23 protein-coding genes are annotated in these 24,237 nt (G+C 32.1%); 12 read left to right on the forward strand and 11 right to left on the reverse strand.

Translation table 11 applies throughout. The annotated features are described in order from the left end of the window. Positions 1 to 68 precede the first annotated feature (68 nt). The 7 genes from Q0772_RS08520 (at position 69) to moaA (ending at position 5,252) form a co-directional block, all read left to right on the forward strand. Positions 69 to 809 carry a sulfite exporter TauE/SafE family protein gene (locus Q0772_RS08520; protein ID WP_298342948.1) on the forward strand — a complete coding sequence of 247 codons (741 nt, stop codon included), beginning with the start codon at positions 69 to 71 and terminating at the stop codon, positions 807 to 809. Next, a complete protein-coding gene (locus tag Q0772_RS08525) occupies positions 810 to 1,394 on the forward strand; it encodes a molybdenum cofactor guanylyltransferase (protein WP_298342950.1) in 585 nt (194 codons plus the stop codon). It begins immediately after the preceding gene. Further along, complete coding sequence (locus Q0772_RS08530) at positions 1,378 to 1,611, forward strand: MoaD/ThiS family protein (protein ID WP_298342954.1); 234 nt, start codon at positions 1,378 to 1,380, stop codon at positions 1,609 to 1,611. The genes Q0772_RS08525 and Q0772_RS08530 overlap by 17 nt, the downstream gene beginning before the upstream one ends. A gap of 145 nt (positions 1,612 to 1,756) precedes the next feature. Continuing rightward, complete coding sequence (locus Q0772_RS08535) at positions 1,757 to 2,881, forward strand: HesA/MoeB/ThiF family protein (protein WP_298342957.1); 1,125 nt, start codon at positions 1,757 to 1,759, stop codon at positions 2,879 to 2,881. 2 nt (positions 2,882 to 2,883) lie between these two features. Continuing rightward, positions 2,884 to 3,330, forward strand: coding sequence for a molybdenum cofactor biosynthesis protein MoaE (locus Q0772_RS08540; RefSeq protein WP_298342960.1), 447 nt, complete (start codon positions 2,884 to 2,886; stop codon positions 3,328 to 3,330). Between the two features lie 3 nt (positions 3,331 to 3,333). Beyond that, positions 3,334 to 4,245 carry a bifunctional molybdenum cofactor biosynthesis protein MoaC/MoaB gene (gene moaCB / locus Q0772_RS08545; protein ID WP_298342963.1) on the forward strand — a complete coding sequence of 304 codons (912 nt, stop codon included), beginning with the start codon at positions 3,334 to 3,336 and terminating at the stop codon, positions 4,243 to 4,245. Next, positions 4,245 to 5,252: a GTP 3',8-cyclase MoaA gene (gene moaA / locus Q0772_RS08550; RefSeq protein ID WP_298342966.1), complete on the forward strand. Its 1,008-nt coding sequence runs from the start codon at positions 4,245 to 4,247 to the stop codon at positions 5,250 to 5,252. The genes moaCB and moaA overlap by 1 nt, the downstream gene beginning before the upstream one ends. A 24-nt stretch (positions 5,253 to 5,276) precedes the next feature. Here the strand turns inward: moaA and Q0772_RS08555 are convergent, their stop codons facing one another. From Q0772_RS08555 to Q0772_RS08570, 4 genes are read right to left on the reverse strand one after another with little or no spacing between them, the layout of a single operon-like run. Then, complete coding sequence (locus Q0772_RS08555; RefSeq protein ID WP_298342969.1) at positions 5,277 to 6,245, reverse strand: type I phosphomannose isomerase catalytic subunit; 969 nt, start codon at positions 6,243 to 6,245, stop codon at positions 5,277 to 5,279. Between the two features lie 4 nt (positions 6,246 to 6,249). Further along, positions 6,250 to 6,753 carry a glycosyltransferase gene (locus Q0772_RS08560; RefSeq protein WP_298342972.1) on the reverse strand — a complete coding sequence of 168 codons (504 nt, stop codon included), beginning with the start codon at positions 6,751 to 6,753 and terminating at the stop codon, positions 6,250 to 6,252. 18 nt (positions 6,754 to 6,771) lie between these two features. Continuing rightward, positions 6,772 to 7,956, reverse strand: coding sequence for a response regulator (locus tag Q0772_RS08565; protein ID WP_298342976.1), 1,185 nt, complete (start codon positions 7,954 to 7,956; stop codon positions 6,772 to 6,774). Between the two features lie 25 nt (positions 7,957 to 7,981). Further along, a complete protein-coding gene (locus Q0772_RS08570; protein ID WP_298342979.1) occupies positions 7,982 to 8,353 on the reverse strand; it encodes a response regulator in 372 nt (123 codons plus the stop codon). A 186-nt stretch (positions 8,354 to 8,539) separates the two neighbouring features. Between Q0772_RS08570 and Q0772_RS08575 the strand changes: the two genes are divergently transcribed. The 3 genes from Q0772_RS08575 to Q0772_RS08585 are packed head-to-tail and all read left to right on the forward strand — an operon-like array spanning position 8,540 to position 14,345. Then, on the forward strand, positions 8,540 to 11,629 hold the full coding sequence (locus Q0772_RS08575; RefSeq protein WP_298342982.1) for a hypothetical protein: 3,090 nt from the start codon (positions 8,540 to 8,542) through the stop codon (positions 11,627 to 11,629). Next, positions 11,629 to 12,831, forward strand: a complete 1,203-nt coding sequence (locus Q0772_RS08580; RefSeq protein WP_298342984.1) for a hypothetical protein — start codon at positions 11,629 to 11,631, stop codon at positions 12,829 to 12,831. The genes Q0772_RS08575 and Q0772_RS08580 overlap by 1 nt, the downstream gene beginning before the upstream one ends. After that, positions 12,828 to 14,345: a cellulase family glycosylhydrolase gene (locus tag Q0772_RS08585; protein ID WP_298342987.1), complete on the forward strand. Its 1,518-nt coding sequence runs from the start codon at positions 12,828 to 12,830 to the stop codon at positions 14,343 to 14,345. The genes Q0772_RS08580 and Q0772_RS08585 overlap by 4 nt, the downstream gene beginning before the upstream one ends. Here the strand turns inward: Q0772_RS08585 and Q0772_RS08590 are convergent. The 5 genes from Q0772_RS08590 to Q0772_RS08610 form a co-directional block, all read right to left on the reverse strand. After that, positions 14,335 to 15,552, reverse strand: a complete 1,218-nt coding sequence (locus Q0772_RS08590; protein WP_298342989.1) for a glycosyltransferase — start codon at positions 15,550 to 15,552, stop codon at positions 14,335 to 14,337. The two genes, Q0772_RS08585 and Q0772_RS08590, sit on opposite strands and share 11 nt — an antisense overlap. A 281-nt stretch (positions 15,553 to 15,833) precedes the next feature. Beyond that, the gene (locus Q0772_RS08595) at positions 15,834 to 17,078 is read right to left on the reverse strand and encodes an oligosaccharide flippase family protein (protein WP_298342992.1); all 1,245 of its coding nucleotides are present in this window, start codon (positions 17,076 to 17,078) and stop codon (positions 15,834 to 15,836) included. Next, positions 17,068 to 17,376: an STAS domain-containing protein gene (locus tag Q0772_RS08600; protein WP_298342995.1), complete on the reverse strand. Its 309-nt coding sequence runs from the start codon at positions 17,374 to 17,376 to the stop codon at positions 17,068 to 17,070. The genes Q0772_RS08595 and Q0772_RS08600 overlap by 11 nt, the downstream gene beginning before the upstream one ends. 23 nt (positions 17,377 to 17,399) lie before the next feature. Continuing rightward, positions 17,400 to 17,678, reverse strand: coding sequence for an STAS domain-containing protein (locus Q0772_RS08605; protein ID WP_298342999.1), 279 nt, complete (start codon positions 17,676 to 17,678; stop codon positions 17,400 to 17,402). 138 nt (positions 17,679 to 17,816) lie between these two features. Then, positions 17,817 to 18,989, reverse strand: a complete 1,173-nt coding sequence (locus Q0772_RS08610; RefSeq protein ID WP_298343001.1) for a glycosyltransferase — start codon at positions 18,987 to 18,989, stop codon at positions 17,817 to 17,819. 201 nt (positions 18,990 to 19,190) lie between these two features. Here Q0772_RS08610 and Q0772_RS08615 point away from each other — a divergent pair, with 201 nt between their 5' ends. Beyond that, positions 19,191 to 20,327: a response regulator gene (locus Q0772_RS08615; RefSeq protein ID WP_298343556.1), complete on the forward strand. Its 1,137-nt coding sequence runs from the start codon at positions 19,191 to 19,193 to the stop codon at positions 20,325 to 20,327. Between the two features lie 187 nt (positions 20,328 to 20,514). Further along, positions 20,515 to 22,575 carry a tetratricopeptide repeat protein gene (locus Q0772_RS08620; RefSeq protein WP_298343003.1) on the forward strand — a complete coding sequence of 687 codons (2,061 nt, stop codon included), beginning with the start codon at positions 20,515 to 20,517 and terminating at the stop codon, positions 22,573 to 22,575. 142 nt (positions 22,576 to 22,717) lie between these two features. Here Q0772_RS08620 and Q0772_RS08625 read toward each other — a convergent pair whose 3' ends face one another. Further along, positions 22,718 to 23,281 carry a hypothetical protein gene (locus Q0772_RS08625; RefSeq protein WP_298343005.1) on the reverse strand — a complete coding sequence of 188 codons (564 nt, stop codon included), beginning with the start codon at positions 23,279 to 23,281 and terminating at the stop codon, positions 22,718 to 22,720. Positions 23,282 to 23,479: 198 nt separating this feature from the next. Continuing rightward, positions 23,480 to 24,115, reverse strand: coding sequence for a hypothetical protein (locus Q0772_RS08630; RefSeq protein WP_298343007.1), 636 nt, complete (start codon positions 24,113 to 24,115; stop codon positions 23,480 to 23,482). Positions 24,116 to 24,237 lie beyond the last annotated feature (122 nt).

Genomic DNA, 24,237 nt, shown 5'->3' on the forward strand with positions numbered 1-24,237 from the left:
ACTAGAATAATGAGATGTCTCAATCGTACCTCATTTCGACATGACAAAGACTGAATAAATTAACACAAGTGCTGCAAACAGAAAACATATACCTATTTCTCATCATACTACCCATAGTATCATTTCTCTATTCAAGTGTCGGACATGGTGGGGCGAGTGGCTATTTAGCATTAATGGCGTTGTTTTCTTTTGCTCCAGAAACTATGAAACCTACGGCGTTATTGCTTAATATTTTTGTTGCTGGTATTTCGTTCTACTACTATTTTAAAGCAGGGCATTTTAACAAGAAACTATTTATCTCATTTGCCATAACTTCTATTCCTTTGGCTTATTTAGGAGGTACCATTGAAGTTGACGCCTCAATTTATAAAAAGATTTTAGCACTTTTATTAATCTTCGCTATTCTTAAAATGTTAAATGTATTTGGAAAAGAAAGTGATAACATAAAGCAAGTTAAACTATGGCAAGGTTTAATTATTGGTGCCATCATTGGTTTCTTTTCAGGGCTTATTGGTATTGGTGGCGGTATCATTTTAACACCAGTAATCCTTTTACTTCATTGGGGTAAAATGAAAGAAGCGGCTGCGGTTTCTGCATTATTTATTTGGGTGAATTCAGCAGCAGCTTTAATAGGACAGTTTAGTATTGGTGTATCAATAGAGAAAGCCTCTTTCGTGCTGGTGGTTATCGCGCTAATTGGTGGCATTTTAGGAGGTTACTATGGTAGTAAAAAAATCAACAATCTGCATTTAAGGTATATATTAGCCTTTGTGTTAATTATAGCATGTGCAAAATTATTTTTCACCTAAATGATAGATAAAAAGAACATAATAGGTATTATTTTGGCTGGTGGTAAAAGCTCTAGAATGGGTTCTGATAAAGGTTTTTTACAGTTGAATAATAAGCCTTTTATACAATATAGCATTGAAGCTTTGAAGCCTTTGGTTTCAGAAATTTTAATTGTTTCAGATGATGCTAAATACGACACTTTTGGATTAAAACGCATTACTGATTTTACTAAAAATGCTGGTCCTGTTGGAGGTATTTATTCAGGGTTGGAAGCTTCAAAAAGCGAATTGAATTTGATTTTAAGTTGCGATATTCCTTTAATTACTTCAGACGTTTTACAAAAGCTTATTGACGCGGTTGATGATGCATCAGATATTATTCAAGCTGAAAGTAATGGTAAAACCATGCCGCTCATTGCGCTTTATAAAAGGGCTGTAAAAGGCCAATTTAAACGGTTTTTGGAGCAAGATGAACGCCGGTTACGAGTGGTTGTAAAAGGTTGTCGTTACAACACTATTGTTTTAGATGAAGCCTTTCAAAATGCAACATTAAACGTGAATACAAAAGAAGAATTAAAACAAATTGAAGATGCTTATAACGATTAAATATTTTGGTCAAATAGCAGAAGTGACTCAAAAAGAAGAGGAAGAATTAGAAGTTAATGAAAATTTGGTTTCAGGACTTTTAAATACTTTATGTACGAAGTATTCAGATTTAGAAAACAAAGATTTTCAAATAGCGCAGAATCAAGAGTTAGTGGATTTAGACACAGAATTAACAGGAGCAGAAATCGCTTTATTGCCACCATTTGCGGGAGGTTAATAGAACGTGTCATTTCGACCGAAAGGGAGAAATCACATAATAATTGAAATGAGACCTTTTATGAAATGTCTCAATCGTGCCTCATTTCGACATGACAAAATAAAAAACATAAAATTGGTAGGAAGAGATTCCTGCCTTCGCAGGAATGACAGATAGATACAACAGACATATCATTTTATCAGAAATCGGACAAGAAGGTCAAGATAAAATTTCCAATGCCAAAGTTTTGGTTATTGGTACTGGTGGTTTAGGATGCCCCGTGTTGCAATACCTAACCGCGGCTGGGGTTGGAACTATTGGTGTTATAGATTTTGATGTGGTAGAATTATCTAATTTACAACGTCAAGTACTCTTCGGAACTTCTTCTTTAGGAAAAAATAAAGCCATTGCAGCCAAAGAACACTTACAGGATTTAAATAATGATATTTCGATTACTGCTTATCCAGAGCCACTCACCTATCAAAATGCCATTAAATTGTTTAAACAATACGATATTATAGTTGATGGTTCTGATAATTTTGAAACACGTTATTTGGTAAATGATGCCTGTATCATCACAAACAAACCACTAGTCTTTGGAGCCATTTATAAATTTGAAGGTCAAGTTTCGGTTTTCAATTATAAAAATGGACCAAGTTACCGATGCCTATTCCCTAACCCACCGCAAAAAGATACTGTTCCAAATTGTTCTGATATTGGTGTTTTAGGCGTGCTTCCTGGAATAATTGGTAGTATGCAAGCCAACGAAGTTTTAAAACTCATTTTAGGTATTGGCAATGTGCTTTCAGGGAAATTGCTTTGTTATAATGCTTTAAATTCTAAAACGTCAACTTTAAAAATAAATAGAAGCGAAACTAGTATTCAATCCGTTTTAGATAAGCAAGATAGTTTTGAGAGTAAGCATCTCATTATTGACTGTCAAATTGAAGTCATAGAAATTTCAATATCCGAAATGATTTCAGAAAAAAATGTTCAGTTTATTGATGTTAGAGAGATACACGAACAACCCAAAGTAGACCATTTAAACGTTACCTACATTCCATTAAGTGAACTAGAAACTAGTTTACATAAAATTGATTTATCAAAAAAGAAAGCACTTTTTTGTAAATCTGGGATGCGCAGTAAACATGCCGTTAAACTATTACAAGAGTTAGGTACTAAAAACTGTTGCAGTATTCCAGAAGGTGCTTCGGAAATAAAAAATTTTTTAAAAGAACATAGTAAAGTGAATACGGAAGATTTCCGCCTTCGCGGAAATGAAAAAATATAATTATGAAAGATAAAAAACCAATGAAAAGTGTTTTCAAAGAAGGTGCTATAACTTCAGATTTTATAGGGAATTCTATTTATAAACATCAAACAAAAACAAGTATCGGTGCCCATAATATTTTTTTGGGACAAGTTCGTGCAGATGAGATTGATGGTAAAACAGTTTCCGCAATTGAATATACCGCTTATGAAGATATGGCAAATGAAAAATTCCATGAGATACGAGAATCAGCTTTTGAAAAATTTGATTTAACCTGCATGCATATTTATCATAGTCTTGGAACTGTAAAAGCAGGTGAAATATGCTTATTTGTATTTGTATCATCACCTAGGCGAAAAGTAGTATTTGAAGCTTTAGAATATATAGTTGAAGCAATAAAAGCTGATGTTCCTGTTTTTGGAAAAGAGATTTTTGAGGACGAAAGTCATCAATGGAAAATAAATAGTTAAGAGATGGTCGATATTACAAATAAAACCACAACACTAAGAACTGCAGTAGCCCAAGCAGTTGTAATGGTCAGTAAACAAGAAACAATTACTGCTATTCAAAATGACACCGTTCCAAAAGGCAACGTATTCGCTATGAGTAAAGCGGCTGGTCTATTAGGTGTTAAGCGCACACCAGATATTTTGCCAGATTGCCACCCCTTACCTATTGAATTTACAGGGATTGAATATAAAATTGATGGTTTAGAAATTACGGTATTATTTACAGTAAAAACCATTTATAAAACAGGGGTTGAAGTTGAAGCGATGCATGGTGCAAGTGTTGTAGCTTTAAATATGTATGATATGCTCAAACCTATTGATAAAGGCATAGAAATTCACGCTATTAAACTTTTGAAAAAGAAAGGCGGAAAATCTGATTTCAAAGACACCTTTAGAAAAGACTTAAAAGCAGCCGTTGTGGTGTGTAGCGATACTATTTCTGCTGGACATAAAGAAGATAAAGCAGGAAAAGCAATTATTAACAAGTTAGAATCTTGTGATGTGAAAATCTCTGAATATGTAATTATTCCAGATGAAATTGAAGATATCCAGCAAAAAGCGAAACACTACCAACAACAGGGTATTGATATGGTAATTTATACGGGCGGTACGGGCTTATCTGCAAGAGATGTAACACCTGAGGCTTTACTGCCAATTTTAGATCGTCGTATTCCTGGAATTGAAGAAACCATTAGACATTACGGACAAGGCCGTATGCCGTTTGCAATGCTTTCACGAAGTGTGGCTGGCACACTTGGAGACACTTTAGTTTTAGCATTACCTGGTTCTACAAATGGCGCGAAAGAATCTATGGATGCTATTTTTCCAGCTATACTTCACAGCTTTAGAATTTTAAAAGGTGCAAGACACGATTAATGAAAACAGAACAAAACATATTACAAGATTCACATGGTAGAGATCATGCCTATTTAAGGATTTCACTAATTGAGCGCTGTAATTTAAGATGCACGTATTGCATGCCCGAAGAAGGTGTAAAGCTGTCTCCCAAAAGTCATTTAATGACCTATGAGGAGATTTACGCTATTGCTAAAACCTTCGTAAAACATGGTGTTACCAAAATTAGATTAACAGGTGGCGAACCCTTAATTAGAAAAGATATTCCTATTATTTTAGAAAAATTGGCGACACTTCCCGTGGAATTATCCATCACATCGAACGCTGTAATTATTGACAAGTTTATTGATGTACTTAAGGCCAACGGTGTTAAAAAAATTAATGTAAGTTTAGATTCTTTAGATGCTACAAAGTTTAAACACATTACGCGCCGTCATGAATTCCAAAAAGTATATGACAACATTCTTTTATTAGTTAAAGAAGGCTTTACAGTAAAAGTAAATGCTGTTTTAATGAAAGGGTTTAATGATAATGAAATTATCAATTTTATCAATTTCACAAAGGATTTACCAATATCAGTTCGCTTTATTGAATTCATGCCTTTTGATGGCAACAAATGGGATTTGAGCAAAATGGTGTCTTATGCCGAAGTGATGACTTACGTAAATAACGCTTTCGCAGAAGATAAAGTGGAACGTTTACAAGATGCCCCAAACGATACCTCAAAAAATTACAAAATAAATGGCTATAAAGGTAGTTTTGCTATTATCAGTTCGGTTACTAATCCTTTTTGTGATTCGTGCAATAGGCTGCGTTTAACCGCCAATGGGCAACTTAAAAACTGCTTGTTTTCTTCTGGAGAATCTGATTTATTGACTACACTTAGGGCAGGAGAATCCATTGAGCCTATTATTCAAAAAGCAGTACAAGCCAAATTTAAAGTTCGTGGCGATATGGATACTTTAAAAAAATTACAAGAACCCAAACTACATAATAATAACAGAAGTATGATTACTATTGGTGGGTAGAATTAATTGAGCTGTTCTATCATATTAACTTATATAAACTTCTAATAATTTTGAGCTATTTGAATTGAATACAACATGTTGAGTATTAGCAGGTAAAATTATAGTTTCTCCAGTAATTAATGTTTCTGTTTGCTCTCCTACAGTAATATCTACCTTTCCTTCAACACACATAAAAATTATAAATGAATCTAAATGCTTGTAGTTTTTTTCTTGAGTATTGGATAGTTCTAAAATATTTGTTGTAAAGTATTCACAATTTACAAGATTTGCCATATCATCTTTTCCAATTACATAATCAGACTTACCATTAGACTCAAATTGTTTGGTGGCTTTTTCTGCTAATTTTGTGTGTAATTCTCGTTTCTGACCATTATCGTCTTCTCTATCCCAATCATAAACGCGATAAGTAATATCTGATGTTTGTTGAATTTCAGCTGCAAGAACCCCTGCGCCAATAGCATGAATTTTTCCTGCTGGAATAAAAAAACTCTCCCCTTTAGTTACTTGCTCTCTATTAAAAATAGTATCTAAATTTACAGAAGTAATATGGTTTAAAACTTCTGGGTTTGTAGTTTTGTCTTTTAGTCCTAAAACTATGTCTGCCCCTTCATCGCTATCCATGATATACCACATTTCAGTTTTTCCAAATGAATCATGATACTTTTTAGCCATTTCATTATCTGGGTGCACTTGAACAGATAAGTCTGTTTTAGCGTCTAAAAACTTAATTAATAGAGGAAAATTATAACCGAAATTCTCAAAATTCTTTACTCCTAGAAAATTTGATTTGTGCTCCTTTATTAATTCTTTTAAGTTGCTTCCTTTGTAAATACCATTGCTAACAACAGATACATTTCCATTTACATCTGAAATCTCCCAACTTTCTCCAACATTTTTCTTGTTGGTGTCTTTTAATAAAACTTGCTTTAACTTATTACCTCCCCAAATTTTTTCTTTTAAAATTGGATTAAATTTTATTGGATATACTTTCATGACTTTATTTGTTATTATTTAATTCAGGTTGTAAATCAAAAAACTGAATATTAACCTTTAATTTTTCTAAGTATTCAATTATTGAAAAAACGCTTTGAAATAATGTTTGCTTTATTTCCTTTTTTTTCATGATACTGATATTATACTCCAAAATAATATTCTGGTTTTTACTCATAGATTTAATTAAGCTCTTAATACTATATGATTTACTATTGATTAAATTAGTACTTATATAACCTATATGTTGCAAATCAAATTGATTAAACATAAATCTAGACCCAGACCTTACCGCCGAAATACCTGATTTAAACTTTTTTATATCTACCAAAGAAACTGTTGTTTCACTCGACTCTTTTATTTCTTTAAGTAATTGATAAGTATTATCTCTACTAGCATTATTTACTAAACATAGCTCTAAGTTTTTTGTTTGATTTAGATATTCTATAAAAAACTCAGTATCAATATCCTTTTCATTATTATGAAATATTATAATGACTCCTATTTTCATTTCTTACTAATTATTGTATTAAACTACTTTTAATTGGTTAGCTACAATAGTTTTAGAATTTGCTTTTTTTCCTCTGTATAACCAAGCAATTTGTCCTAACTGCCCAACTATTTTAACAGAATCTTTCATTGAAAGCTTAGAACCATCTGCATGAATCCATCTTTTTAATGGTTGTTCACATAACATAGATTTTGCTTGAGATAATCCGAAATACTGGCTCATTCTCTTAAATATTTCAACATCAAATATCCATTGTGTTACAAATTTTTCGCTAAAAGCAATGTTTATAACATCCTTATGAAAGATTTTAGCACCACATTGCGTGTCTTTAAAATCCATTTTCAAAATCTTTCTGATAATAAAATTAATAGTTAAGCTGATGATTTTTCTAGCGGACTCTTTAGTAATATTAGCACCCATTCTTGAAATACGAGAACCACTTACAATCTTAAATTCAGAATGCTCAATAGTTTTAACCAAGTCATCAAAGTCTGCTAAATCTGTTGATAAATCGGCATCTAAAAAGCCTATATAATCTAAATCTTCTTTTTTAGCCATGTGTAACATTCCTAAACGAACTGCTTCTGCTTTACCTCCATTTTTTTCACAATCGTATACAGTAATAAAATCTTCCCTACCTTTTTGTAATTCTCTTAAAACCTTTAGAGTTTTATCTTTACTTCCATCGTTCACAAAACATAAATGGTAACCAGAATTTTTGTCTATATAATCTATAAACTCTTTACTTAGCAAACGTTCTTCCTCATTATAACATGGGATAACAACTCCTACACACCTTTGTTGAATCATTACATCACTTCTTAATGTTTTATTTTGAATTTCAGGAGCTCCGATTAATCGTTTTACACGTGCACAAATTTCATTTAAGCTTAAAGGTTTCTTCATATAATCATTAATTCCCAACTCAAAACCCGTTGTAATAATATCATCTTGAGTATTACCAGATAAAACCATTATTGGTGTATCAGCATTTTTAGAGTTTCTGATATACTTCACAATGTCTAAACCAGAAACACCTGGCATATTAATATCTACTATTACTAAATCAGGACTAAACGTATTATAAAGAGAAATACCTTCATTTGCATCTGTTTCAATTTTCACCTCATAACCTAATTCCACTAACCTTTTTTGTAATGGTAATAAAACTAATTGTTGATCGTCTATAGCTAATATTTTCATGATTTAAGTTTTTTAAAATGTTTAATTAATATGTTTGGAAAAAAATATTTAATCTTTTAATACGTGCGCAGATTTCATCTAAATTCATTGGTTTTTTTATGTAATCATTAACACCAAATTTGTATGTTTCAGAAATAATATCGCTACTATTATTAGCTGATAGCACCATTATTGGAGTTGATGAACGCTTATTTATTCTTATGTACTCTATGAATTCTAACCCAGACATATCTGGCATATTTATATCCACAATAACTAGGTCTGGTTTAAACCTATCGTAAAGACCGATACCCTCACTAGCATCAGTGCTTGTCTTTACTTTATAACCTAAGTCTTCTAATTTTTTTTGTAAGGGCAATAAAACTAATTGTTGATCGTCAATGGCTAATATTTTCATTTTTAAATGAATTTTTGTTTTTAAATACAGTACAAATGTACATTTGAAGACTCCTTCAAAATTAATATTTAGCTTAAGCCATAGACATGTGTAGACGAATGGTAGTTTTGCGTAGTTAAATAAAATTATACGCAGTAATTAAATTATTTATCTTTACCGTGTAGCGATTACCGTTCAAAAAGATAAATGAAAGAAACCTCAAATAAATACTTAATTGTAGCTTTACTTATTGGTATTGCATTTCACGGTACATCTATTTTTTTCACACTAGAAACCACCTACGACGCACTAATCCATTTGTTTTTTGCTGATCATTATGCCAATAGCTGGTTTGAGCCTTGGAATTACAAATGGTATACGGGTTTTACTGTAATGAGTTACCCGCCTTTAGTGCATCAATCCATTGCAGCACTTTCATTAATAGGCGGACTGAAGTTTGGTATGTTTACTGTAGCCTTAATAAGCATTGTGCTTTTTATTACTGGTGTTTATCGCTTTTCGCTACTTATAACATCAAATAAAACGGTAGCTGGTTACGCTGCCATTTTAGCAGTTTTATCATCCTCTTTTGTAGAAACTTTACATGTATTTGGTCAATTACCTAGTATTATTGGTATTTCTGTTTTAATGCATGCGTTACCAGAAATATATTTATGGTTAAAAACAGGGCGATATAAATACCTATTAACATCACTTTCGCTAATATCTGTTACGGTTACTTCTCATCATGTCACGCCCATATTTGGAATGATATTCTTCATTTTCCCGTTAATAGGTATGGTTATTATGGATGTATCAAGAGAACAAGTGGATTCGGTTAGAGCCATTACAATCAAGGTATTTATTAATAGCTTTTTTAAACTTTTTAAACGCATTATAAGTTTTGGAATGCTATCCTTAGTTATTATAGTTGGCTGTATTCTTCCTTATTGGATAAATTCTAAGAATAACCCAATAACTCAAGTTCCCATTCCGCATGGGTCTAGAGATAATTTTTTAGAGATTACCTCATCTGGTTTGGTGTTCTTTTTAATTCCGTGGGGCGTTTTACTCATTTTATTGCCATACATATTCTATAGATATTACAGTAAGCGTTACTTGTTTTTTGGACTCTCAATAACAATTCTTACCGTTTTAGGAACTGGAGGCACCACATTTATTCCACGGTTATTTTTAGGAGAAACAGCTTTTAATATCCTAACATTAGACCGTTTTACATTATGGGCTTCTATTATGTCTTTACCGCTTTTTGGAGAGTTTGTATATCGTTTTGTTGAAGGCGATTTAAAACAGCTTATTCAAGAAAAGTTTGGTGCTATTTACCATAGACTTATTGGTGGATTGCTAGCTGGACTTTTTTTATTTATGACCATTTTCACCATGAGTCTCAGCTATTTTAGACCATCGCAACCTCAGCAAATAAAAATGTTGCCTATTATTAATTTCCTTAATCAAGATCAGCACGATAATTGGCGGTATATGACTTTAGGTTTTGGAGATCAAATGGCATGGTTATCTGCACAAACTAATGCCATGAGTGTTGATGGTAATTACCATTCTGCAAGACGATTACCAGAATTAACAACCCGACCTATAGAACGCTTAGAAAATTCTAAATTTAAAGGGGTTGAAGGTATAGGCTCTTTACAACAGTTTTTAACAACACCAGAAAAATATAATTTTAAGTATATTTTTTCTAACGATAAGTTTTACGATCCTATCTTATATTTCTGTGGGTGGCAACGCTTACGACAATTAGAAAACGGAATTCAAGTTTGGGAAAAATTAAATGTGCCTCCTGTATCTTCTATTTTACCAAAAGACGATGTTGCAAAATGGCTAAAAATACTTTGGGGTATTATGCCTTTTTTAACCGTTATTGTCGCATTTATTCTAAATATTCAAATGCTTTGGATACATGCTTTAAAGACAAAAACTACAACTATTCCTGAATTTTTAAACATCAAGAGTAACTATACTAAATTCTCAAAAGGTGTTTTAAGAATTACTCATATTTGGTCTGTTATTCTAGCTATAATTATATTTTATGGTATGTATTTGTTCTATATAAAAAATGATTCACATCATTCTCCTGAAAATGCGTTATTAGCTTATTATGACGCCTTAGATTTTAAAGAGTTTGAAACCGCACATAGCTTAATAAACCCAAATAGTAATTTGCCAATTGCGCAGTATATGTTGGAAATATCGGTTACTGATGGTTTATTGAGTTCTTATGCTAAACTAGATGCTATTGAAACCATCGTAACATCAAAAACCGATAGTTTAGCAACTGTAAAAGTGAATACTAAGTGGATTACACCTTTAGAAAAAATTAATAAAACCGATTATAAAACTTTAGTAAAACTGAAAGGGAAATGGTATGTAAACCCAGAGGATATTGATTTAGATTTGCCACCAGACCAATTGTATTCTGATAATGTTACTAAATATTTTAACCAAGGGCGACGACGCATTACCACAGAACAAACCCACCACGAAGATGTTTTAAAACAACCTGTTTTAGAAATCTTATCAGCAAAACTGGTAAAACATAATGGTAGTTATGCGCTAATAGGAGAAGTTCAAAATATAGATAATGTTCCGGCCGATGTAGTATTAAAAGGCACCTTATATAATGATGACAATAAACAACTTGCTACTTACAATGCTAAATACCATGTAAAGCATAAACTCATGCCTAAGGAAGTAAGTTCTTTTAAAATTAATTTTGAAGGCATTGCATGGTCAAAAACACAAGATTCTATTCCAAAAACTTTTAATCCAGATGAGTTTACACCTGTTGAATTTGAAGAACAACCCACAAAATTCAACTTACAAGCAGCAGGAAATGTTTCAGGATCAGATTTATATAAAGGGACTACCTTGAGTGATTTAGATATTTCAGAAGAAAGCATAAGTGGAAAACTATTTAATTCTGGTTTAGAAGAAGTTACCATTCCGCAATTGTTATTCACGTATTACGATAAAAATAAAAATATGCTTTGGGTAGATCATCAATTTATTGCAGAAGGTATCAGGCAACAGCGACAACAATCGTTTGATTATCCTATGCTTAAAAATGACACGATTCAGGTTATAAACGCAGATATGAAAAACTGTTTCGTGAATGGGTTACCAAACACGTCTATTTCTAACAAAGTTGTTCCAAACAGAATTGAAAATCAAACGCACACCGTTTTGCAACCCATAGAAAATAAAAACTATAGTTTTATTAAAATTGAAATAAACACCTATATAGGAAACCCTAATTAATGACATTGAAACACACATATTTACTTCTTTTTGGATGGACGGTTTTTCTATCAATGCCTTCCTATGGAAATAATGGAACTATAGAATTGATTACTAAAACCACTCGATTTGAAGCTGGTCAATCTATTACCTTAAAGTTTTCAAATACTGATAATGAGACACCCAGTTTGTATATCAGTAATAGTTATGGATCTACTTTAATTAAACCTAGTGTAGCATCTGGAATTCTAAATTATCAAATCCCAAATTCTATAAGTAATAAGGCAGGAGTTGTTAATTGGAAATTGTTAGCAAATAATTCCCTTTCTGGAGTATTCTCAATTATATCTAAACAAAATGCAGTAGCTCTAGAAACGTATTTAGGACCACCAAGTATTCAAGCTGGAGGAACCGATTACTCTATGCTAGTTGTTATTCCAACAGATAATTTAGATAATCCTTTAGCTGACAGTACTCAAGTTACCGTGAAACATCAATTTTTAGAAAACCAGAATGAGGAAACTATTCTGGTAAAAAACAGAATTGCATATAAAAATATATATTCAAACATTAAAACGGGCAGAATATTAGTATCCTCAGAATGTTTAGACTTAAATTCTAAAGAATTTACGCTTAATGTATTACCCGCAATACCAACAGATTTTAGCATTTCGTTTCACAGAAATCATGGGTATGCTGATGGTAATCAAATTACCACCTTTTCCACATCAATTATTAAAGACAAATACAATAACATAGTTAGCGATGGCACCTATGTTGATTTTTTTATCACAAACCGTTCAAACCATATTTTAAAAACTTCTGGCACAACTATAAAAGGTATCGCTATTGCTAAAATGATTCATCCAGATCATGAAGACCATTGGACTATTAAAGCCTATATAGAAGGTATGGCAGAAAGTAAACCCATTGAATTAGCATACAAACAAATTATCTCAGATTTTAACGTTGATTTTTCAGAAGATAATAGAACGGTAACCATTGGCCCTTTAAAAAGTTTTATGAATCAAATGGTGCCTGATGGTTTAAAAGTATCACTTACCATTTTTCAAAATGATGTAAAATTAGACACACTTACTAAGAGTTCTTTTGAAGGTTATGCCACTTTTAAATTAGATAATAACAACTTCCCTAGCACAAACTATACAATCAAAATTAAAACTGCTGGCATTGAAAAAGCATATCCAAATATAAAACTATGACAGGAATAAACAAACACATATTGCGTAGTGTTTTAATGCTGTCTTACATTGCTATTACCGCCTTTATTTTATTTGGTATTGGCAGTTTATATAGTTATTTAAATACTGGTGCAGACCGAAGCACCATGTTACATACTGAAATTAAAAAAATAGACCAATACTTACCAAAACTGGAATGGGCACCTTTAAAAAATGAAGGCAGACCAATGGATGCACAAACTTTAGATGCGCTTCAAAATGATTATTTAGACGCTTGGTATGTTAAACATGTAGCATATAAAACGAATACACTAGCAGGTATTGAAGATTATTATACTGAAAATGCTAGAAAAAACATCATTGGCTTAGTAGCCCAAAACAAATCAAATAATATTACTATTGAAGGGACTACACTAGAGCACCATCTTACTCTTGATTTTTTTAGTGAAGATGGACAATTGGCAGTCATTACAGATGAAAAAGTTATTGAATTTAAACGTGTTTTTGAAAATGACACACTCTTATTAGAAATCACAGAACAATCTACATATAAAATCATTCTTCTTTTAGAAGATGGTTTTTGGCGTATTAGACACATCATAAAAGAACAAAGTAAAGATTATAAAAACGAATTTATTCCAGCTCAAACTGAAGTTACAGAAATTAAGGGTATTAACTATTATCCGCAGGCGTCGCCTTGGGATATGTATGGCGATAAATTTGATGCTTCGATTATAGCTAAAGATTTTAAAATTATAAGAGATGCTGGTTTAAATTCAATACGGATTTTTGTGCCATATGAAGATTTTGGTAAAGCAAATGTGAAAGCTAAAAAGCTTGATAAACTTAAACAAATTTTAGATTTAGCTGAAGCTCAAAACTTAAAAGTTGTCATCACACTATTCGATTTTTATGGCGATTATTCGGTTTTAAACTGGACACTTAATCAACATCACGCAAAAACTATTGTAAAGGCAGTAAAAGATTATCCTGCGCTTTTAGCTTGGGATATTAAGAACGAACCCAATTTAGATTTTAAATCACGAACAAAAGCATTAGTTGTTGCATGGTTGGATAATATGATTGCTTTAGTAAAATCCACAGATACTACACACCCCGTTACCATTGGTTGGTCTAATGCTGAAAGTGCTACAATATTAAAAGATAAACTAGATGTTATTAGTTTTCATTATTATGAAGATTTGAACGATTTAGAAGACACTTATAAAAGCTTAAAGTTAGAAATTACAAATAAACCTTTGGCTATCACAGAGTTTGGCATGTCATCTAACAGAGGATTATGGCATCCTTTTGGAAATTCAGAAGATGATCAAACAGCGTATTATAAACAAGCTCAAGCACTGTTTAAATCGTATCATATTCCGTTTATGTCTTGGACACTTTACGACTTTACTGAAATACCAAAGGAAGTCGTTGGACGACTTCCTTGGAGAAAACAGACTCAAGAGCATTTTGGGTTTATCGACCAAAACGGAGAGACTAAGCCTGCTTTTAAATATATTTCTAAAGAATAGCTTCTTGAGATTGTATCGTTTCTACTGAAGATTTTCTATCTATTATCGACTCAAAAGTATTAATATACATATCTGCAATTCTAGACATTGGATATGCCGTAGCGGCCTTATAATTTGCTTTTTCTAATTCTACTCGGTATAAATTATTTTCTAAAATTTTCTGTAAAGCAATAGCTAAACTACTTGGGCTTTCAGCATCAAAAAACTCACCTCTATAGCCTTCATCTTGTACTAATAAAGCTAAATCGCCTAAATCTGGCATAACAACAGCCTTACCGTAACTTCCTGCTTGGTGAAGTACTCCAGAGCTCCCCGTAGTAGATGTATATGGAAATACTACGACAGCACTTTCCTTAAATATTTTTGGTACATCTTCTTCAGCAACATATCCTGTAAATGTTAAGCCTTTAATGTGGCTATATTTTCTTTGTACGCTTTCTAAATATCCAGGAGTATTTGGGTTATCTGTCCCAGCAATTACTATTTCCATATTTAAATCAGATACGTCTCTAAGCATTTCTACTGCTTCAATCATACCTTCTACTTTTTTATAGGTTCCAAATTTCCCGAAGGTCATTACTTTAAAAGGTTCTAGAGGTGTTTCGTAATTGGGTTCTTCTAAAATTTCAAACGTACCATGTGGAATTAATTTTACATTTTCAGCATTATATTTTTTGTTCAAAATATCTACATACTTTTGCATGGTTACAGCAACAGTATCGGCTTGTAAAATCAATCTTGTTAAAGTACTACCAATAAACCCATAGATTTTTTGCATGATTTTATTACTTGTAAATCCAGCACTTCCTAAATCTACTTCTTCCATGATATTATGAAGCAATACAATATTTGGAATCTTTTTTAATTTGCATACAAGTGGTAACATTAGTCCTAATGCAGCGGCAAACTTTTTATCGCCAAACTTCATAAATTGTAAATTGAATAATACCGCATCAGGCTTTACCTTATTAATAGCTTTAGTAACGTTTATAATATTTAAATAGCTATTAAATGTCCAACATTCTTTTACTGTAATTTTGCATCCATCTTCTGTAAAGTTGATGTCTTTTTTTCCTTCAGTAGTATCTGTAAGTAACACCAATTCTGTAATATGTTCTTTTTGTCTGAAGTGTTTTACTAAATGATATGCATATTCATTTAAAGTAACTTTACTTGGAGGATATGCTGTAACGATTGCTAATTTCATAATGATTTGGTTTTAAATATTTTTAATAATAACACTACAAATATCCAGCATAGTAGAGACTAAAGCTGGTGTTTTTAGATGGTTGGAATTTTACTGTAGACGAATGGCAAATTACCTTAGATTAAGCTAATTTTAGTGGAGCATTGTTGTCTTATATGAAATATTTCAATAGTATTCATTTTCTTGAAAACTATTGTTCTCTTATTTATATGGCTTAGCCATTTCGAAAACGCGAAGCATATGCGACAATAAATCGCATCAATTTTGAAGAAAGGGTTTTATTATACCTTTTTTGAAGACTTAGAATCCAGCTTAAAAAACACGATCTGAATTACTAAAAGCAATACCATGGCAATAATTTGTACATGTACTACCTGTGCTAAACTGTCATGAAAAAAGATAACAAGAGCTACTTGTAATACACCAAATATACCAGAAATAACTACTGGCACATATTTATCCAAAGACAGATAGTAATACGCGAAAATATTAGATATCGCGAACATAGAAGTAGCGATAGCATACTGCCATAACAAAGGCGCCATAGCGATATAACTTTCTCCAAACAAAATATTAATAATAAGCTCTGGAAAACTCAAACAAACCAAAATAATTGTGATAGATATTGCTGCAATGTAACCGATGTATTTAAATAGTATTGATGCGGTTTCTTTACCATCTTTTTTGAGTTGTACAACAGTTGGTAGTAGTAACATTACAAACATCCAAGCGATAAAATAAACAATACGACCTATTAAAGCTAAAGACGCGTATAATCCCGCTTCATACGATTCAAAATAATGCTTTACTAACAGAATATCACTATTGTTGATGATGATTTGTGTTAATTCATAAAATGCAGTAATAATAAAAAAATGTTTAATGCTTTTTGCATCTGCATCAGGAAGCGCTAGTGCTTTTTTAAACGACACATGTTCAGTTTTAAAAGGAAACAGGCCAAATACAAACGATGCTAAAATACCAATAGCAATAACTACTGAAGATTGAATATTAAAAATTAAAATTAATCCTAAAGTGATGATTAATCTACTTAACATTTCAGATTGGTACGTAATCGATAACTGTTTAAATGCTTTTTTGCCTTGAAAAACACCTCTGTTTACACTCATCAAAAAATATAAAGGCACACCAAAACCAAATACAATAAACATATTTGAAGACGATGTGTTAAAAACGGTTTGTAATTCTGAAGCAAAAATAACAATGAGTAATCCCATTAAAATCCCAACCAAAAGTGCATTTTTATACACTTTTGCTATAAAGCTTTTAAAGATGTGATGCTCAAAAAGTACCGAGAATTTTGCAGTTACTAACTGAAACGTCATAGCTGCAAATGATAATACCAATAAAAACGTAATAAGTACTGCTGCATTGGCAAATTCAGCTGGACCTAATAATCTTCCTAAAATAAGATTATATAAATAATTACCGCCATTAACAGCTAAAACACTTAACATGAATAGCTGTTCTGGCGTAATTTTTTTTAGTAAAGTTTTAGCAGTCATAATCATTTCTAAAAATACCTTTTAAACTAGTTTTGTTAAATAAACTTGTAATACGCTTATTGTTTTTTCCTAGAACAAAGAGTGTTTTACTTCGTCTTGTGGCTTTATTAGTTAAAAACTGCATAACTTTCAGAGCACTGTCATCAAATTTTCTCACTTTTTTTAAGCATATCACTATTTCATAATACTTATCCAATAAGTTGCTGAAATATAGAGCTGCTTCATTTGTGTTGGTAGTTGTAAAATCACCATGTATTTCATAAACACCTTTATTATTTACTATCTGGAAATCCATCATAACATAAATTTGGGGTGATACAATTAGGCTACATTACTTACATACAAATCGTCATACACTTCTTTGCACCCTGTTCCAACAATATAAACTCTTTTATTTATTGCCATACAATCTGCATATAAAGATCGCATTGCCTTCATTCCACTAGAATCAATTTCTGTTACATGCTCTATATCAATAACCAACTCTTCAACATCTTTCATACCTAAGCTGATATGCTTTTTGAAGTTTGCAGCTGTAATAGCATTAATGATTCCTGATACTGAAAAAATTTCTTTGTTTTGTGTGATTTTGAGTGCCATAAGTTTAAAGTTTAATTTGTTAATATAAGTTTGGGGTAATAAGTCAATCTGGGTCAAATATCTAGGAAAAAGCATTAAGCGTTTCTCCTATTTCGTCCAGTTGTACATAGCTGTAGATGAATGGTTAAAACATAGAGACTAAGCTCCTACAGCTTTAAAAGTGTTAAGGTACATATCTGCTATATCCGACATAGGGTGTGCCGTTGCAGCTTTATAATTGATTTGTCCTAACTTAACTTTATAATCATTATTAGTTACAATACTCTCAATAGCTTTGGCTAAACTATCCACAGATTTAGGATCAAAAAACTCTCCTTGATAGCCTTCGTCTTTAACTAAAAGAGCCAAATCTCCCAAATCGGGCATAATCACAGCCTTACCGTAACTTCCTGCTTGATGCAAAACACCAGAACTTCCTGTAGTAGACGTATACGGAAAAACAACAACTGTACTTTCATTAAACAATACAGGAACTTCGTTTTCTTCAACATAACCCGTAAAGCGAATTTGCGGTACATCTTTATAAGCTTCCTTTACTTGTGCTAAATAACCTGGTACATTGGGGTTATCTTCCCCAGCAATAACAACCTCTAAGTTTAAATCGGTCGATTTTCGTACTTTTTCCACAGCTTCAATCATCGCTTCCACCTTTTTATAAGTACCAAACTTCCCAAAAGCCATTATTTGCATGGGGTCTGATGGTGTTATGTAATTAGGCTCTTTAGGAATTTCAAATGTGCCGTGTGGTATCAGCTTCACATTCTTTACGTTGTATTTATTCTCTAATATAGTAACATACTTTTGCATGGTCACAGCCACAACATCTGCTTTAAGAATTAACTTGGTTAGCGTGGTACCAATAAAACTGTATAACTTTGTTAAAACTTTATTTGATGTAAAACCAGCACTTCCTAAATCTACCTCCTCTAAAATATTATGCAACAGCACGATATTTGGTATCTTTTTCAGCTTACATACATAAGGTAGCATTAGCCCTAAAGCCGCAGCAACTTTTTTATCACCAAATTTCATAAACTGCAAATTAAACAATACGGCATCGGGTTTTGTTACATTTATAGCTTTTGTAACGCTCACTATATTTTTGTAACTATTAAAAGACCAACATTCTTTTATGGTAATTTTACAACCAGCTTCAGTAAAGTTGATATCTTTTTCGGCTTTGGTATAATCGCACAATAAAATTAATTCTGAAACTTCTTGCTTTTGCCTAAAATGCTTTACTAAATGGTAAGCATATTCGTTAAGAGTTACTTTACTTGGTGGGTAGGCTGTTACAATGGCTAACTTCATAATATGGTTGGTTTGGGGTTAAAATAATCTTCGTTTTAATTGCTAAAATCTGACACGAAAACGAACAAATATACCATTTGTCGATAAAAAATACAAAAAAAATAATACATTTCCTTCAAAAAAAAGTTATATTTACAACATCTAAGGTCAAAAAAATTGAACTTAAAATTGATATAGCAACCCCAAAAACCTACCAACATGATAAAAATTTTAGCCATTGATGATCAGCAATTAATTCTGTTATCATTAGAAAAACATTTAACCGATTTAGGTTTTAGCATCAAATGTGCTAGTACAGGAGAAGAAGGCTTAGAACTATTTGATTCCTATAAACCCGACATTGTAATTGTAGACATAAATATGGATGGCATGTCTGGTTTAGATGTTGTTAAACATATAAGAATCGAAAAAAAATCTCAAGTAAAAATATTAGTACTTTCAGGAAATACCAGTGAAGATACTATTATTGATGGTTTTGATTTGGGTATTGATGATTATATGAAAAAACCCGTATCATTAAACGAAGTTACCGTAAGAATTTCTAGAATATTTGGTATTAAAATAGATAAACTTCAAAACAAAGACACCAAAGACCAAATGCTTCAAAAACGCTGTGTTGGTGTAGTAATACCGTGTTATAATGAAGAAGAGCGTTTATTAAGTAAAGAGTTTATTGATTTTGTAGACAGTAACTTGGGCTACCATTTGTGTTTTGTAAATGATGGTAGTACCGATAAAACACTAGAAGTTTTAAATAACCTAAAAAAAGGTAGAGAAACTAATATTAGTGTATACAACTGCGAAAAAAACGGCGGTAAAGCTGAGGCTGTGAGGCAAGGTGTTTTACATTTAGCCAAAGATCCGCAATTGGATTATATAGGCTATTTAGATGCCGATTTATCCACCGATTTTAGAGATTTTGATGATTTGGTTAAAACTATTGAAACTTCAGATTTTAAAATTGTAAGTGGTTCTAGAATGAGCCGGATGGGTGCAGATATTACCAAAGAATCTGCCAGAAAAATTATTAGTAAAACCATAAACCTTATTATAAGAACGATATTAGGGATGCCTTTTAACGATACCCAATGTGGTGCAAAAATTATGGATAAGGATATTGTAAAACACATGTTTAATGATAAGTTTATAAGTGCTTGGATTTTTGATGTTGAGATTTTTATACGCATGCGAAAGCATTACGGAAAGAAAAAAGCCATTTCATACATCTGTGAGCAACCTTTAAAACGATGGATACATGCAGATGGTTCTAAACTGTCTATGAAAGATTCTATTAAAATTGTAGGGCAGCTTGGGCAAATTGCATTACATTACAAATAGAACAGCTTAAGCTTAGCCTTTTTTAAATTTGATAATGCCTTTGCGTTTTGCGCTAATGCAAACCATCATTCACATTAAATATAGTAAAGCATTAACTGGTTGGCAGTTTAATGTCGGTGAATGGTAGATTGCTGTAGATTAATAACCTAGGTTTTGTCCGTAACTTGCAGTATCATAAAAACACATAATGAGCACTAAATTTTATTACGTATTAATCGCCATTTTTATAAGCACTCTGGCGTATACTCAAAATATGCAAGAAGGTTTCACCTATTTAGAAACTGGCCAATATGCAAAAGCAGCATCGTTTTTTGAAACGGTATTAAAAGCACACCCAAAAAACAAAACCGCACAACTGTGTTATGGTAGAGCCGTTGGCTTATTAGGCAACTCTAAACAAGCTGTAGGTATTTTTACAGACCTGTTAGACACCTACCCTAACGATTTTGAAATACAACTTAACTATGCCGAAAGCCTATTATGGGATAAAAATTATAAGGCTGCAAAATCCTATTACGAAACCCTAATTAAAGAGAACAGCACCAATTTTGCTGCACTTTTAGGATATGCCAATACGCTATCTAATCTTAAAATGTATGATGCTGCTTTAATATATGTAGATAAAGCTTTAAAGGTTTCTCCAGGAAACCAAAATGCATTAACCTCAAAAAAATATATGTATTTAGGCTATGCGTATCAAAAGCAGCAAGCTCAAAATTATGATGAAGCGGAGCGCCTTTTAAAAGATAACTTAACCCTTTTTAAAGATGACAAAGACACGCTTTTAAATTTAGCCAACCTCTATTTAATTGCAGGCAAACTTGATAACGCTGAAAGCACATACAACACCATAGCCAAAACTCCAGAAAACAAAACACTAGCATTAAACGGATTAGCCTTAGTAAACCATTTAAAAGGCAAAGACAAAGCCGCTTTAAACATTAGTAAGTACGCGTATAACACAATTTCAAACTTAAATGATGCGACGCTAATACAACACACCAAAGAACGTTATATACAAGCGCTTATTTGGAATAAAAACTATAAAGAGGCTCAAGTTTTAATAGATGAATTATATGAAGCGCAACCCAACGAAAATTGGATTTTAGCCTTACGTGCTACCTTAAATATTTATAAAAGTGATTTTAAAAAAAGTGTGGCGGATTACAACCGTATTTTAGAAAATGATAGCACCTCTTTTGACGGTAATTTAGGAAAAGCCAATGCCTTAAAAGCTTTAGGAAAATATGATGACGCCTACCAATCTGCAGAAAACACCTTAAAATTTTACGACAAGCAAAAAGATGCCACCAATTTTATTACAAGCTTAAACACGAGTTTTACACCATTTTGGGAAACTAAAGCCTCCTACTCTTTTGATAATGGCGATAACAAAGCCTTTGCAGTACAAACTAATATTGAATTTCCAACCTCAACGAAATTTAAATGGTTGGCGCGTTATGGCTACAGAACCACAACCAATAAAGTTACTAATTTTGATGCCACATCAAACGATGTTTCATTGGGTTTAGCCTACCAACTGTTACCAAACATAACCTTTAAAGGAACTGCTGGCGTAACAGCAGCTAAAGCAAACACGAACGATTATACGCAATTGGTAACCGATTTAGCCTTAAACATCAAACCCTTTAAATTACAAGTTTTAGATATTGGATATAAAAGCGACGTACAAAGTTTTAATGCCGAATTATTAAACAGAGAAATCGTGATGAATAACTTGTACGCCAACTATAACCTAAGTACCAATTTTAATTTAGGTTGGTTTACACAGTATTTTTACACCTGGCAAAACGATGATAATGCTAGAAACTTATTATTTACCTCGCTTTACTATAACATACTTGCAAAACCTGCCTTAAAAGCGGGTTTAAACTACCAATACATTACGTTTAAAAACCAAGTACCAACCATTTATTTTAGTCCAAAACAGTTTAATGCTGGCGAAGTATTTGTAAACATTATAAAAGATGAAGCTGTTACAAAACCTAAGGCGTGGTTTTACGAGTTAACTGCAGCTACAGGTTTGCAATATATTGAAGACGATAGCAACCAAAGCACCTACCGCATACAAGGAAAACTAGGTTATAAGTTTACAGAACGTGCGTTGTTAAACCTTTATGGCACCCGAAGTAATATTGCCTCTGCTACAGCAGCTGGTTTTACTTTTAATGAAATTGGGGTGCGGTTTAAGTGGTATTTGAGTGGGGTTCCTGGGTTTAGGAAATAAATGTAAACGTTTTTGTGTATATTTCAGTTGCGTGGTTTTAGCATTAAATTTAGCAAATAAATCACAGATAGAAAGTCCGCGAGGACTTTCGTAAGTAGTCTATAACTAGCAATGAATCATAAACATTGTTGTATGCAGTTTTTTAATTTTCAATTCTTTCATATTCTAATTTATTAGATTCAATTGAAAGTGATACAACCATAATAATTGGAACGTATTCATCCTTCTTAAAATATGACTCTCTTACATATTCATCATTGAATTTATAGTTCACGAAATAAGATTTGTTACTAACAAGTTCGTTTGGATAATCATAACATAGAAATACGCAACTGTTTTTCCTTATTTCAAATTTTTCTCCGTTTTCAATTTCACTAATTAATCGGTTTTTGTCATTTTCAGTAATTTTTAGAATAGTTTTTTGAAATCGTTCTGGCATACCTGTAACTTCGTTTTTCAGGATTTCAAAATCCTCTAATAGTTCAATATTGGCATATTTGAGGTCTTTTTTAACATCAGTTCCAGAGTGCGAGAATGAAGCAATTGTGTTCGTAAATAAGAAAGAAACGCAGACTAAAACTATAATTCCGCTTATTATAATTCCAATTTTAGTCTTTCCGTTTTTTCGAAATATGAAAAAAATAACTGGCGATAAAATTAGAAGCAGTAAAATTATCACATATCCAATTAATGTTCCTAAACCCAATTTTTTCTAAATTTTATGTTCAAATTCTCAATGTGTGTTAGTGTGTTCTTAAATTGCATACAACGGTTTGTGTATGAAATGTAGCGTGTTTGTGTGCGAGGATTTTCCGAAGGAAAATCAGAAGCTAGCAAACAGAGCAACTAACAATGGTTTAAGATAAAACTAGCAATTTTTATATACGGTGTTGTACAACGTTTTTTATTTTATTATTTGTCTGATTAAATCTGCATCGATTTTCTCCGTACTTAACTTAATATAATTGAAAGATTTGACTTCAGAATTCTCAAGTTCCAAAATCAAAACTTTGTTTTTATTCGAGTAAACTATTCGGTTGTCCAAAGTTAAATAATCAGTTCCAAATTCTGATTCCAGTTCTGCTTTTGAAAGTCCGATTATATTTGCTTTTTTTAAATCCTTATCTTTTCCTTTTACAGATAACTCAATTAAAATTTCTGTTTTATCATCCCAAGAATGCCTTTTATCTCCAAACTTAAAAACAGTAATCCATACAGGTTCCATTTCAGACCAAGTAGAGTCGGTAGGGAAAGCACTGTAATTATAAAAAATGGAATCTCTAATATTTGGATGATAATGATAATTAAGTCCGTTTGTTACACTGCTTAATGATTTTCCTTTTATTGCTTTATAATCTTGTAAATCAATTGGATTTTCAAGAAAAGAAATCAGTTTTGAGTTTTTAGTAGTTTTTTCCGCTTTTTCTATTTTTAATCCAGTTGAATCGATAACTATTTGTATCTGTTCAGCTTCTTTTTTAGTTGTCTTTTTGCAACTTAATAAGGCTAATAATAATATCGTTAAAACTCGAATTTTCATTGTTTGAGCAAATGTTGTACAACGGTTAGGCTATGAGTAGTTGCGTGGACTAGCACTTAACTTAGCAAGTACACACCAAGTTGGAAATTCCGCAGGAATTTCCAAAGTAGGCGAGAACAAGC

Origin of the sequence: uncultured Algibacter sp., from assembly GCF_947490405.1 — a bacterium.
Lineage (GTDB): Bacteria > Bacteroidota > Bacteroidia > Flavobacteriales > Flavobacteriaceae > Algibacter_B.

Excerpts from the sequence above, each read along its gene's own strand:
- Q0772_RS08605 (WP_298342999.1), bottom strand. The coding sequence starts at position 17,678 with ATGGCACTCAAAATCACACAAAACAAAGAAATTTTTTCAGTATCAGGA.
- Q0772_RS08540 (WP_298342960.1), top strand. The coding sequence starts at position 2,884 with ATGAAAGATAAAAAACCAATGAAAAGTGTTTTCAAAGAAGGTGCTATA.
- Q0772_RS08600 (WP_298342995.1), bottom strand. The coding sequence starts at position 17,376 with ATGATGGATTTCCAGATAGTAAATAATAAAGGTGTTTATGAAATACAT.
- Q0772_RS08555 (WP_298342969.1), bottom strand. The coding sequence starts at position 6,245 with ATGAAAGTATATCCAATAAAATTTAATCCAATTTTAAAAGAAAAAATT.
- Q0772_RS08560 (WP_298342972.1), bottom strand. The coding sequence starts at position 6,753 with ATGAAAATAGGAGTCATTATAATATTTCATAATAATGAAAAGGATATT.
- Q0772_RS08575 (WP_298342982.1), top strand. The coding sequence starts at position 8,540 with ATGAAAGAAACCTCAAATAAATACTTAATTGTAGCTTTACTTATTGGT.
- Q0772_RS08565 (WP_298342976.1), bottom strand. The coding sequence starts at position 7,956 with ATGAAAATATTAGCTATAGACGATCAACAATTAGTTTTATTACCATTA.
- Q0772_RS08525 (WP_298342950.1), top strand. The coding sequence starts at position 810 with ATGATAGATAAAAAGAACATAATAGGTATTATTTTGGCTGGTGGTAAA.
- Q0772_RS08585 (WP_298342987.1), top strand. The coding sequence starts at position 12,828 with ATGACAGGAATAAACAAACACATATTGCGTAGTGTTTTAATGCTGTCT.
- Q0772_RS08535 (WP_298342957.1), top strand. The coding sequence starts at position 1,757 with ATGACAGATAGATACAACAGACATATCATTTTATCAGAAATCGGACAA.
- Q0772_RS08530 (WP_298342954.1), top strand. The coding sequence starts at position 1,378 with ATGCTTATAACGATTAAATATTTTGGTCAAATAGCAGAAGTGACTCAA.
- moaA (WP_298342966.1), top strand. The coding sequence starts at position 4,245 with ATGAAAACAGAACAAAACATATTACAAGATTCACATGGTAGAGATCAT.
- Q0772_RS08580 (WP_298342984.1), top strand. The coding sequence starts at position 11,629 with ATGACATTGAAACACACATATTTACTTCTTTTTGGATGGACGGTTTTT.
- Q0772_RS08610 (WP_298343001.1), bottom strand. The coding sequence starts at position 18,989 with ATGAAGTTAGCCATTGTAACAGCCTACCCACCAAGTAAAGTAACTCTT.
- Q0772_RS08630 (WP_298343007.1), bottom strand. The coding sequence starts at position 24,115 with ATGAAAATTCGAGTTTTAACGATATTATTATTAGCCTTATTAAGTTGC.
- moaCB (WP_298342963.1), top strand. The coding sequence starts at position 3,334 with ATGGTCGATATTACAAATAAAACCACAACACTAAGAACTGCAGTAGCC.
- Q0772_RS08570 (WP_298342979.1), bottom strand. The coding sequence starts at position 8,353 with ATGAAAATATTAGCCATTGACGATCAACAATTAGTTTTATTGCCCTTA.
- Q0772_RS08620 (WP_298343003.1), top strand. The coding sequence starts at position 20,515 with ATGAGCACTAAATTTTATTACGTATTAATCGCCATTTTTATAAGCACT.
- Q0772_RS08590 (WP_298342989.1), bottom strand. The coding sequence starts at position 15,552 with ATGAAATTAGCAATCGTTACAGCATATCCTCCAAGTAAAGTTACTTTA.
- Q0772_RS08595 (WP_298342992.1), bottom strand. The coding sequence starts at position 17,078 with ATGACTGCTAAAACTTTACTAAAAAAAATTACGCCAGAACAGCTATTC.